This is a genomic window from Neisseria sp. P0001.S005, assembly GCF_051963715.1.
In genome coordinates this window covers 1-11,886 of sequence record NZ_JBQCTZ010000109.1, presented here as the reverse complement: position 1 = coordinate 11,886, position 11,886 = coordinate 1, and the positions used below count along the sequence as shown (strand labels likewise).

Below are 11,886 nucleotides of genomic sequence, written 5' to 3'. Positions count from 1 at the left end.
TTCGGATTTGTTTTTCTCGTAGCGGTTCCACGCTTTTTCATGAAAATAAAAGACGACGGTATTGACGATGGGTTCGACCAAAGCCACCGCACTGGAAACACCGATACTGCCGGTCAGAATATAGGCGACACTAAATGCGACGCTGAAATGCAAAATAGCAAATGTAATGGTTTTAATCATTAGGTTTTGTGCGGGCTACGGCTTGTTTCAATTATTAAACTGGAATCATTCTGCTAAAGCAATCATATAGATTTTTACCAATTAAATAGATATTTTGGAATTTTACTTCTTCAGGCATTTGTACACCAAATTCATCAAAATAATCTTCTTCATCCCATTCATTTTCATGATCCCAATAGAAAATTTGCCCAATTCTTTCTCCTTGAGTACATAGACAAATCAAATCACCAAATTCATTACTTGATATTGGTAGAAAATTATCTGGTATTCTATTTTTGTATTTTTCAAGCCTTTCACTAATTTGGGAGTTTTTTTGGTAGTTTATATTTTCACCATAAAAAAAACCTAAATCACCACCACTCCATTCGATATTACCACCTACAGGAATATCGTCATCAGGATAACAATATTCAGGCAAATCACTATATGGGGTTAACTTAAATTCTTTTATAAATCCTGTCTCTCCACCAAATAATTCAAGATAATCCAAATAATCTGAAAATTCTTCTTTAGTAATATCTAAAAATTTGGACATTAATTTTCTAGATGTAGGAATCAGTGGTTCAAATGTAAACCTTTGAACTCCACCCATTTTCTCAACTAAACTCTTAATTTTCATTTTCATTACTCCTTTCAGTTATAATTTGTCAAATAATCAACATTTCTCCTTAGGTTGTTTATTACGCATAGTACATGTATGTATTCCACATATACGTTACATTAAAACTGAAAATTTCATGTAGACTAAGAATTGCTTAAATCAGGGAGGATAATAGGTTTGTAACTAAGTACTTTATCAGCTATTTCCTCGGAGCTCATGTTTGTCCAATATATATAATCTGATATATTTGGATCTGTGACCAAATTTTCTAATTTTTCAAGAAATACATCTTCATCCTCTTCTGAACCTTCAAAATTTCTTAACTGATCAATCAATTTGATTAAATATAATCTATCTAACATAATGCTATCCTCTTCCAAAATGGTATTTCGGGTCTAGTATCTCTTTATGGAATTTTGGTGTAACAATCAGCTTATTTTCCTGATACATTGATGTTTTAATCACTATATAATAATTATTATCAACTAACGCGTATATTTTAAATCCTTTATCCTTATTTAGATTTTATAAATCGATATTTTATTTTTGATAGGAATTTTATGAATTCGCTCCAAATTGTCGTCCTCGACCGCGATACCCTCGTCAACCGTCCGTTTGAATTTGATTTTCCACACACATTAAGCAGCTACGGCACAACCGAAGCGCACGAAACGCTGGCGCGTATCCGCGGCGCGGACATTGTGATTACCAACAAAGTCGTGATTTCCGCCGAAGCATTTGCCGAAAATCCACAACTCAAGCTGGTTGCCGTTACCGCGACAGGCGTCAACAATGTGGATGTTGAGGCCGCCAAACAAAACGGCACGGCCGTGTGCAATATCCGCGCTTACGGTAATGAATCCGTGGCGGAACACGCGTTTATGATGATGATTACCCTGATGCGCAACCTGCCTGCCTATCAGCGCGACGTTGCGGCAGGCTTGTGGGAAAACTCGCCGTTTTTCTGCCACCTCGGCGCACCGATGCGTGATTTAAACGGCAAAACGCTGGCGATTTTCGGTCGCGGCAATATCGGTAAAACGCTGGCAACTTATGCACAGGCTTTCAAAATGAATGTCGTGTTCGCCGAACATAAAAATGCCCAAAGCGTCCGCGACGGCTATGTTTCCTTTGACGAAGCCATCTGCTCCGCCGATGTCGTGTCGCTTAATTGCCCGCTCACGCCGCAAACGGCCAACATGATAGGCGAAGCCGAATTGCAGCAAATGAAACCCGGCGCCATCCTCATCAACTGCGGGCGCGGCGGCCTGGTTGATGAAGCCGCTTTGGTTGCGGCGTTGAAATACGGCCAAATCGGCGGGGCAGGTTTTGACGTGTTGACACAAGAGCCACCACGCGACGGCAATCCTCTGCTGAAAGCCCGACTGCCCAACCTCATCGTCACGCCACACATTGCATGGGCAAGCCAAGAGGCTGCCAACCGCCTGTTTGACATCCTTTTGGACAACATCAACCGCTTCGTGGTCGGCAATCCGCAAAATCTGGTTTAATCTATGGAAAACCTGTTGATAAGGTTGTGAACAATTTTAAAGGCCGTCTGAAATATTCAGATGGCCTTTATTAATCTTTATTTATTTCATAAAGTTATCTATCAAATACTTTAAATCGTTTCATTCTTCATTGTGGATAACCCTATAAAAAGGCCGTCTGAAATACTCAGACGGCCTTTTGTTTGCCTGGGCAAATTAGATATCGTATGTGGTTGAAGCGGTATCGCCGCCCTTACCTGTCCAGTTGGTATGGAAGAACTCGCCGCGCGGTTTGTCGGTACGCTCGTAGGTGTGCGCGCCGAAGTAGTCGCGTTGCGCTTGCAGCAGGTTGGCAGGCAAACGCTCAGAAGTGTAGCCGTCAAGGAAGGTAATGGCAGAAGCCATGCAAGGCATCGGAATACCGCACTCGATCGCTTTGGCGACCACTTTACGCCATGCAGGCAGACAGGTTTCCAATACGCCTTTGAAATAAGGATCGGAACCCAAGAAGACCAAATCGGGATTGGCTTCGTATGCGTCGCGGATGTTGCCCAAGAAGGCGCTGCGGATAATGCAGCCTTCGCGCCACAAGAGGGCGGTGTTGCCGTAATTCAATGCCCAATCGTTGTTTTCACTGGCTTCACGGATGAGCATGAAGCCTTGTGCGTAGGAAATGATTTTGGATGCCAACAGGGCTTGGCGCAACGCATCCACCCATGCGGCTTTGTCGCCTTCAATCGGGGTAATGGTTTTGCCAAACAGGCTGTTTGCTTGGACACGTTGGTCTTTAAACGCGGATACGCAACGTGCAAACACGGCTTCGGAAATCAGTGTCAGCGGAATACCCAAATCGAGGGCGTTGATGCCGGTCCATTTGCCCGTGCCTTTTTGACCGGCAGTATCAAGGATTTTTTCGACCAAAGGTTCGCCGTTTTCATCTTTGTAGCCCAAAATCGCGGCGGTGATTTCAATCAGGTAGGAATCCAGCTCGGTTTTGTTCCACTCGTTGAAGATTTGGTGCATTTCGTCATAAGACAGGCCCAAGCCGTCTTTCATGAATTGGTAGGCTTCGCAAATCAACTGCATATCGCCGTATTCGATGCCGTTGTGCACCATTTTGACGAAATGGCCCGCGCCGTCGCGGCCGACCCAGTCGCAGCAAGGCTCGCCTTGAGGCGTTTTGGCGGAGATGGCTTGGAAAATCGGCTTAACGGCAGGCCATGCGGCTTCGTCGCCACCGGGCATGATGGACGGGCCGTGACGCGCGCCTTCTTCGCCACCGGAAACGCCCGCGCCGATAAAGCGGATGCCTTTTGCCGCCAGCTTGTGCGTGCGGCGGGTGGAATCGGGATAATTGGCATTGCCGCCGTCAATAATAATGTCGCCTTCGTCCAAAAGCGGGACAAGTTGCTCGATAAAATCGTCCACGACAGAACCGGCGCGAACCATCATCATGATTTTGCGCGGTTTTTCTAATTTATCAACTAGATCTTGCAGTGAATATGCACCAATAATATTGGTATTTTTGGCTGCACCGTTTAAAAAATCATCTACTTTGCTGGTCGTACGGTTGTATGCGACAACTTTAAAGCCGTTGTCGTTCATGTTGAGAATCAGGTTTTGCCCCATTACGGCAAGGCCGATTACGCCAATGTCGCCTTTCATTTCGTGAAACTCCGTTATTGATTAATTTTATCAAGCGTAACTCTAGCTGATTTACACGTTTTTAACAATCCTTAACTTTTTAATTTTTTGAAAAGATGCCTTTACGTTTCAGACGGCCTTTGCCTTTGGGAAAACAAACTATAAATAAGATTTTAAATAATAAATAGAAGATGATATTGAGTGTTGCCACACCTTGTTGATAACTTTGATTAAAACAAATTTTCAAATACTTAGCTGATATTTTTTGATGAGGATAAAGTATGGCCGGTCTTGTTTGCATATGTGGATAAAATTTTTCTGCTGCTTCATTCTGTGGATAAATTTTCACCTGTGCACAATCCTAGCTTTTTTATACTTCTCCAATCGGAACTGATTGAGTAGGGAAATAGTCAAATGGTTTTTTATTTCTGAATATTTTCATATTCCCTCTTGTTCAAGTTGGGAAAAGGCCGTCTGAAAATATTTAAATTAATGGAGTGAATATGAAATTTTCCTTTGGTATTAAATTATTACCTGTTTTGGTCTTAGCTGCTTGTGCGCAACAGCCGGTTCAAAAGCCTCAAGTTACCCTGCCCTCCGTATCTGTGGATAACCATGCGCCGGAACAAGGAACGGGGCTGACCGAGCAGAAATTGATCCGCGCCAAGCATTATATGGCAGCGTCTGCCAATCCGTTGGCAACCGAGGCAGGATACGAGGTTTTGAAACGCGGCGGCAGCGCGATAGATGCGATGATCGCTATGCAGACGACCTTGGGACTGACCGAGCCGCAGTCTTCCGGTTTGGGTGGCGGCGCGTTTTTGGTGTATTGGGACAATAAGGCGAAAAAGCTGACGACGTTTGATGCCCGCGAAACGGCGCCGAAAGCGGCAACGCCGGCGCTTTTCTTGGATGAAAACGGCAAGCCGATGGGCTTTATGAACGCAGTGGTCGGCGGCCGTTCGGTCGGCGTGCCGGGGATTCCGAAGCTGCTGGAAGATGTCCACAAGCGTTACGGCAAATTGCCTTGGGCAAGTCTGTTTGACAAACCGATTGCTTTGGCGGAACAAGGCTTTACCGTTTCACCACGCATGGCGAAATCCATCGAGCAGAATCTGGAGCCTTTGAAACGTTATCCGCAAACCGCCGTGTATTTCCTGCCCGACGACAAGCCTTTGGCAGCGGGAACGGTGTTGAAAAACCCTGAATTTGCCCGCTCCGTACGCCTGTTGGCAGAAAAAGGCAGTGCGCCGTTTTATCAGGGGGCGCAGGCACAGAATATTGTCCGTGCCGTTACCGGCGCCGTGGATAATCCCGGCAAAATCAGCATGGCGGATTTGAAAAACTATCAAGTTATCGAGCGTAAGCCGGTTTGCGCGCCGTATCGTGAATATGAAGTCTGCGGCATGGGCGCGCCAAGTTCGGGCGCGATTGCTTTGGGCGAGATTTTGGGCGTATTGCAGAATCAGGATATGAAGGCGTTGGGTACGGAAAATATCCACAGTTGGCGCTGGATAGGCGATGCATCGCGGATTGCGTTTGCCGACCGTGATTATTATGTCGGCGATCCCAAGTTTGTGAACGTTCCGACCCGTGCCATGATTTCTCAAGCTTATTTGAAACCGCGTGCCGAAGAAATCCGCAAAGCTGACAAGGCATTGGAAATTATTCAGGCAGGCAAGTTTGGCAAGGCATACGCGCAGGGCATGGCGGTCGAGCTGCCGTCCACCAGTCATTTGGTGGTTGTGGATAAAGACGGCAACGTTGTATCGATGACGACTTCGATTGAAAATGCCTTTGGTTCGGGGCTGATGGCAAACGGCTATCTGCTTAACAACGAATTAACCGATTTTGCCTTCAACCCTGTCAGAGAAGACGGTAAAACGGTGGCAAACAGCGTTGCCGGTGGAAAACGTCCGCGTTCTTCGATGGCACCGACCATTGTGATGAAAGAAGGAAAACCTTATATGGCGGTCGGTTCGCCGGGCGGCAGCCGCATTATCGGTTTCGTCGCTAAAACACTGGTGGCGCATATCGACTGGGGTATGGACATTCAGACGGCAATTTCACTGCCGAATATGCTCAATCGCGGCAGCCAGTATGAGATTGAGGATAAAACAGCGGCTGCGGATAAAGCGGCTGCGTTGGAAAAACTGGGCTACAAAGTCCAAATCCGTGATTTGAATTCCGGCGTACAAGGCATTGTGATCGGCAAAGACGGTTTGCTTGGTGGTGCTGACCCGCGCCGCGAAGGCAAAGTCATGGGCGATTGATTTTGTCGGTTGACATGAAAAAGGCCGTCTGAACAGCTTCGTTTCAGACGGCCTTTTTAGTTTGGGAAAATATATGGATAAGATGTGTATAAGAATAACGTTAAAATTTAATATTTCTATTTTTCAATAAGATAAAAGGGATAAATATGTGGATAATTACTTGTGGAAAACAACATGATTTAGGCCGTCTGAAAGGTTCAGACGGCCTTTTTATTGGACTGTTTTGTCTATTCTCTATCAGACTGCCGGCAGCTCGTGAAAAGCACTAGGCAAGTCTTCATCATCGGCAAACTCAACCCATTCGTAAGCGCTTTCATCTGCCAAAACGGCACGCAACAGCGCATTATTGATGGCATGGCCTGATTTGTAACCTTCAAATGCACCGATAATCGGATGGCCGACAATGTACAAATCGCCAATCGCATCCAGGATTTTGTGGCGAACAAATTCATCGGGATAGCGCAAACCTTCCGGATTCAAAACATCCATGTCGTCAATCACGATGGCGTTGTTCAAATTGCCGCCCAGTCCGAGATTATGGGCGCGCATCATTTCCACTTCGTGCATAAAACCGAAGGTACGGGCGCGGGCAATCTCATCGATATAGGATTTTCCTGCAAAATCAATCTCGAAAGTAGGTGCGCTGCGGTTGAATACGGGATGGTCAAATTCGATGGTTAAATTAACTTTAAAGCCGTCATAAGGCGTAAAGCGCACCCATTTTCCGGTTTCTTTGATTTCAACGGGTTTGAGGATTCTCAAAAAACGTTTTTGGGCTTTTTGATCTACCACGCCTGCATCTTGTAAAAGGTAAATAAACGGCAGGCTGGAGCCGTCCATAATCGGAATTTCAGGCGCGTTCAATTCAATCAAAGCATTGTCGATGCCGTAGGCAGACAGAGCCGACATAATATGTTCAATCGTACCGATGCGCACGCCTTTATTGGTAACGATGGTTGAAGAGAGGCGGGTATCGTTAATCAAATAAGGATTCAATTTGATTACTTCGCCCATTTCTCCACTTAAATCAGTACGGCGGAACGAAATACCGCTGTTTTCTTCGGCAGGATGCAAAGTCAGAGCGACCCTTTCGCCCGAATGCAGGCCGACGCCGGTAACGCTTACTGATTTGGCTAAAGTCCGTTGTAGCATAATTGCTTCCTTTTAAAAAGTCTGATGGACAAATGATACGTTAAAAAGGAAAAAACAAGCTATCATTTTTAATAGTATTTGCCAATATGGATGTTTTGCGAGAGAAACCTCTAGATTTAAATTATCCACAATAGTATGTGAAATTGAAGTGGGTAATTTGGTTTTTATCCACAGAAAAATAGAAGAACTAAGATTCTATCCTTTTTTATTCCGGTATTCAGTTGGGGTTGGCCTCAAAGATAAAAAGTAACTATCAAATTGGTTTTAAAGAAAATTATTCCGTTATCTACAGATAGTTTGGTTCTTCATCAAAATCATCATTTTAAGAATTAAAATATTATGATTTGAAGAAAACACTGAATTATCAACACAAAAATGGCAAAATACGGAGGAAATAGAACTAAGTTTATGATTTCCATAAACTTATGAAACTTTTAAGATTGGAAAAAGGTTTTTATGAAATAAAATATCAAAAGGTAGGACTGATCTGATTTGCCTGATATTTTCCTACAAACAAGAATTTCATGTTTTCTTTATTTAAATCAAACAACTTAAAAGTAATCATCTGTAATCCTAGAAAGTAATTTTATTTCAGGATACAATGGACTTACTGAAAAATTTTTCCCATTCCATCTAATAGGAGTAGCAAAATGAGTATTAAAGTAGCGATTAATGGTTTTGGCCGTATCGGTCGTCTGGCATTGCGTCAAATTGAAAAAGCCCAAGGTATCGAAGTCGTTGCTGTTAACGACTTGACTCCTGCAGACATGCTGTTGCACCTCTTCAAATACGACAGTACTCAAGGCCGCTTTGAAGGCTCTGCCGAATTGAAAGATGATGCGATTGTTGTGAACGGCAAAGAAATCAAAGTATTTGCCAATCCTAATCCTGAAGAATTGCCTTGGGGCGAGCTGGGTGTGGACGTCGTCCTCGAATGTACTGGTTTCTTTACCAATAAAACCAAAGCGGAAGCCCATATCCGTGCCGGTGCGCGCAAAGTTGTGATTTCGGCTCCTGGCGGCAATGATGTGAAAACCGTTGTATACGGCGTAAACCAAGATATTTTGGATGGTAGCGAAACCGTCATCTCCGCCGCTTCTTGTACGACTAACTGCCTGGCTCCTATGGCTGCGGTATTACAAAAAGAATTCGGTATTGTCGAAGGCTTGATGACTACCATCCATGCCTATACCGGCGACCAAAACACCCTTGACGCGCCACACCGCAAAGGCGACTTCCGCCGCGCCCGTGCCGCTGCCTTGAATATCGTACCGAACAGCACTGGTGCCGCTAAAGCCATTGGCTTGGTTATCCCTGAATTGAACGGTAAACTTGATGGTTCTGCCCAACGCGTTCCTGTTGCTACCGGCTCTTTGACCGAACTGGTTTCTATTCTCGAACGCCCTGTTACCAAAGAAGAAATCAATGCAGCCATGAAAGCTGCCGCCAACGATGCTTTAGGCTACACTGAAGATCAAATTGTTTCTTCCGACGTCATCGGTATCGAGTACGGCTCACTTTTCGATGCGACTCAAACCCGCGTGATGACAGTTGGCGACAAACAATTGGTAAAAACCGTTGCTTGGTACGACAATGAAATGTCTTACACTTGCCAATTGGTTCGTACCTTGGAATTTTTTGCCAGCAAAATCTAAAAAATAACGGGCTGAATCAATCAGTCTGTGGATAATTAAAAGGCCGTCTGAACATTTCAGACGGCCTTTTGTGTGTAGATAGATTCAATTTGCAATCAGATTGTGGATAGTTTAATCACTGTGGCACATTTGTTTTCTATCCTAAACTGCACTTCATAATCCGCAATATTCATTACATAAACCCGTTCGGGAATATCTTGATAGGCAGGGCGAGGATCTTGGGCGATGCTTTGCTCAATGAGATGTTTTTCTTCTGTGGATAAATGTTCTGCAAGCGTACTTTCTGCCCAGACAACGTTCAATTCTTCAGGTTTGCCGCTGACAAAGCCTGATGATGCGTCAGGTTTGGATTCGACAAACGGGATGTAGGGTTTGATATCCACTACCGGAGTACCGTCTAATAGGTCTGCGCCGCTGCAATAGATGCGGACAGGTTTGCCTGTTTCGATGCGTTCGAGTTTCAGCAGGGATAAACCGAGATGATTGGGGCGGTGCGGGCTACGCGTGGCAAATACGCCCATTTTTTGTTTGCCTCCAAGTCGTGGCGGACGCACCATTTGCGCCCAACCTTCATCCAATACGCCGTGGAAAATAAAACTTATCCACACATAGTCAAAATCTTCCAAGCCCCGAACGCTGTCTGCGGTAAATTCAGGAGTGAGTTCAATGCAAATTTTTGCTGCAGGAACCAAACTGGGTTGGCGGGCAATGCCGAATTTTTGTTTGTAGGGGGAATGAACGGTTGCAATAGGCGTAATCGAATAGGACATAATTTGTGGATAAATATTCTGTGTAAACTGTCATCATATCACAGATGTTTTCCCACATTTTGCGGTAGTAATTTGTTATAATACAAAGCGTTTATTCCAAATGTCCGTACATTGGCAATAAATGTGTAATTTAAATTATATAAAATAAATTCAATAGGTTATATTAATCCATGATTGTTTCTATCGATGTAGATGCACAAAAAACGTTTACACCTTTGTGCCCGAAGGAATTGCCTGTTGCCGAAGGTCATCTGATTGCGGATGAACTCAATGCCCAAGCTGCATTGGCGGATTTACGCGTTATGACGAAAGATGCGCATCATGCCGCGGCAAAATGGCTTGTGGATAATCCTGTTGATATGTTGAAACTGACGGGTTTGCCCGATGCGGATTTGACTTGGGTGTCGCATGCGATGGTTGGAACATATGGCTATGAATTGTTGGATGGCCTGCCTTCAGCCAAAGAATACGATTATTGCGTTTGGAAAGGCGTTGATCCTGAATTACACCCCTACGGCGCATGTTTTCACGATATTGAGGAAAAGCTGAGTACAGGTTTGATCGAATGGTTGCGCTGTCAAAATGCAGATACAGTCATTGTCGGCGGTTTGGCAACGGATTATTGTGTAAAGACAACGGTTTTACAGTTGCTTAAAGGCGGGGCTTGGAAAGTCATCGTCAATCAGGCGGCTTGCCGCGGCATTGCTCCTGAAACGGTTGAATCAGCATGGCAGGAAATGCATTCTGCCGGGGCTATTGTTTTAGAAAACGCCGAAGAAATAAAAAAATACATTAATAATCAGTAAATTATATTTTAAATTCTGTTGTTTCACGTGAAACATTTTTCAAAATATGAAGATTTTACTTGTCCGCTTGTCCAGTATGGGCGATTTAATTCATACGTTGCCTGCAGTTGAAGATTTGGCGCGACAATGTCCTGAGGTAGAGCTCCATTGGTTGTGTGAGGCAGGGTTTGCAGATATTACCCGCTTGCATCCTTTTGTCAAAAAGGTTCATGTAATGAAATGGCGGCAGTGGCGCAAACACCTTTTTCAGGCTGAAACGTGGCGTGAAATAGGCCGTCTGAAAATGGATTTACAGGCTGAATCTTTTGATTTTGTTTTAGATAGCCAAGGACTGATTAAAAGCGCATGCTTTGCCAAAATGGCGAAATCCCCTATTTACGGTTTGGATAAACACAGCGCGCGTGAAAGTTTGGCTGCCCTTGCATACAGTAAAACGTTTGCCGTACCGAAAGGCAAAAATGCGGTCTGGCGAAACCGTGAATTATTCGCCCAAGTATTTGGTTATACAATGCCTGAAACGCAGGTATTTGGTTTGTCGGTTCCTGAATCAGGCCGTCTGAAAAATTTGCAATCCCCTTATTACGTTGCTTTGCATGCAACCAGTCGCGATAGTAAATTATGGCCGGTAGAACACTGGCGTGCATTATTGAAAAAGTTGAATGAAGAACAACACTGCAATGTGTATCTGCCGTGGGGAAATGAAACCGAAAAAATGCGTGCCGAACAGATTGCAAGCGATTTATCGTTTGCTTCGGTTTGCGACAAAATGAATTTATTACAGGCTGCATTTTTATTGAAAAACGCAGAGGGTATTATTGGCGTAGATACCGGACTGCTGCATCTTGCCAATGCGCTGGAAAAGCCTGTTGTAGGAATTTATACAGATACAGATCCGGCCAAGACCGGCGTTCAAGTTTCGGCTTATGCAAAAAATTTAGGCGGTATTGCTCAAATTCCCAATATTGACGAGGTTTATCAAACCTTGATGGATTGTGTTGCAGCATACGGTAAATAATTGCTGGGGAGTTGGATTTATTTTCTGAGTAAATGCTTTAGAAATGATATAATTCCGCTCTATTTACCAAGATTTATACAAATTTGGTTTTATCATGTTGGTGAAAACCGAATTGGATTTTATATAAAGAATGTATCAAAAGCAGTATGCTAGATTTGATGGACATTCTTTTTAGGAGAATTGAATGAAAGCACTGGTCGCAGTAAAGCGCGTAGTGGACTATAACGTCAAAGTTCGTGTGAAAGCCGATGGTTCCGATGTGGATATCGGTAATGTCAAAATGTCGATGAACCCGTTTGA

At 44.1% G+C, this 11,886-nt stretch carries 12 protein-coding genes and 1 pseudogene; 6 read left to right on the top strand and 7 right to left on the bottom strand.

What is annotated here, in order from left to right; genetic code table 11:
* From ACTHSP_RS12885 to ACTHSP_RS12875, 3 genes are all read right to left on the bottom strand, one after another.
* Positions 1-180: DUF2061 domain-containing protein (locus tag ACTHSP_RS12885; protein WP_440346224.1), on the bottom strand; the 180-nt coding region annotated here is incomplete at its 3' end.
* Positions 181-214: 34 nt separating this feature from the next.
* Positions 215-799: an SMI1/KNR4 family protein gene (locus ACTHSP_RS12880; protein ID WP_070829737.1), complete on the bottom strand. Its 585-nt coding sequence runs from the start codon at positions 797-799 to the stop codon at positions 215-217.
* A gap of 125 nt (positions 800-924) precedes the next feature.
* Positions 925-1,143, bottom strand: coding sequence for a hypothetical protein (locus tag ACTHSP_RS12875; protein WP_003743387.1), 219 nt, complete (start codon positions 1,141-1,143; stop codon positions 925-927).
* 198 nt (positions 1,144-1,341) lie between these two features.
* On the opposite strand from ACTHSP_RS12875, the gene ACTHSP_RS12870 reads away from it, so the two are divergent.
* Entirely contained in the window at positions 1,342-2,292 is a 951-nt protein-coding gene (locus tag ACTHSP_RS12870) for a D-2-hydroxyacid dehydrogenase (RefSeq protein ID WP_440346223.1), read from the top strand.
* Between the two features lie 195 nt (positions 2,293-2,487).
* On the opposite strand, the gene gnd is transcribed toward ACTHSP_RS12870, so the two are convergent.
* Both gnd and ACTHSP_RS12860 read right to left on the bottom strand, forming a co-directional pair.
* Positions 2,488-3,936 (bottom strand): decarboxylating NADP(+)-dependent phosphogluconate dehydrogenase, encoded by a 1,449-nt coding sequence (gene gnd / locus ACTHSP_RS12865; protein ID WP_315093183.1) that lies wholly within the window; start codon positions 3,934-3,936, stop codon positions 2,488-2,490.
* A 79-nt stretch (positions 3,937-4,015) separates the two neighbouring features.
* Positions 4,016-4,264, bottom strand: coding sequence for a hypothetical protein (locus ACTHSP_RS12860; RefSeq protein ID WP_440346222.1), 249 nt, complete (start codon positions 4,262-4,264; stop codon positions 4,016-4,018).
* A gap of 154 nt (positions 4,265-4,418) precedes the next feature.
* Here ACTHSP_RS12860 and ggt point away from each other — a divergent pair, with 154 nt between their 5' ends.
* Positions 4,419-6,188: a gamma-glutamyltransferase gene (gene ggt, locus ACTHSP_RS12855; protein ID WP_440346221.1), complete on the top strand. Its 1,770-nt coding sequence runs from the start codon at positions 4,419-4,421 to the stop codon at positions 6,186-6,188.
* A gap of 237 nt (positions 6,189-6,425) precedes the next feature.
* Here ggt and lpxC read toward each other — a convergent pair whose 3' ends face one another.
* Entirely contained in the window at positions 6,426-7,340 is a 915-nt protein-coding gene (gene lpxC / locus ACTHSP_RS12850) for a UDP-3-O-acyl-N-acetylglucosamine deacetylase (protein WP_440346220.1), read from the bottom strand.
* A 650-nt stretch (positions 7,341-7,990) separates the two neighbouring features.
* On the opposite strand from lpxC, the gene gap reads away from it, so the two are divergent.
* Positions 7,991-8,995, top strand: coding sequence for a type I glyceraldehyde-3-phosphate dehydrogenase (gap, locus tag ACTHSP_RS12845; protein WP_049333089.1), 1,005 nt, complete (start codon positions 7,991-7,993; stop codon positions 8,993-8,995).
* Between the two features lie 95 nt (positions 8,996-9,090).
* Here the strand turns inward: gap and tsaA are convergent, their stop codons facing one another.
* Complete coding sequence (tsaA, locus tag ACTHSP_RS12840; RefSeq protein ID WP_314511186.1) at positions 9,091-9,765, bottom strand: tRNA (N6-threonylcarbamoyladenosine(37)-N6)-methyltransferase TrmO; 675 nt, start codon at positions 9,763-9,765, stop codon at positions 9,091-9,093.
* Between the two features lie 170 nt (positions 9,766-9,935).
* Between tsaA and ACTHSP_RS12835 the strand changes: the two genes are divergently transcribed.
* From ACTHSP_RS12835 to ACTHSP_RS12825, 3 genes and pseudogenes are all read left to right on the top strand, one after another.
* Complete coding sequence (locus ACTHSP_RS12835) at positions 9,936-10,571, top strand: nicotinamidase (protein ID WP_314511188.1); 636 nt, start codon at positions 9,936-9,938, stop codon at positions 10,569-10,571.
* A 46-nt stretch (positions 10,572-10,617) separates the two neighbouring features.
* A complete protein-coding gene (waaC, locus tag ACTHSP_RS12830; protein ID WP_314511190.1) occupies positions 10,618-11,586 on the top strand; it encodes a lipopolysaccharide heptosyltransferase I in 969 nt (322 codons plus the stop codon).
* 184 nt (positions 11,587-11,770) lie between these two features.
* Positions 11,771-11,886 (top strand): annotated as a pseudogene (locus ACTHSP_RS12825) (EtfB protein); the annotation flags it as partial.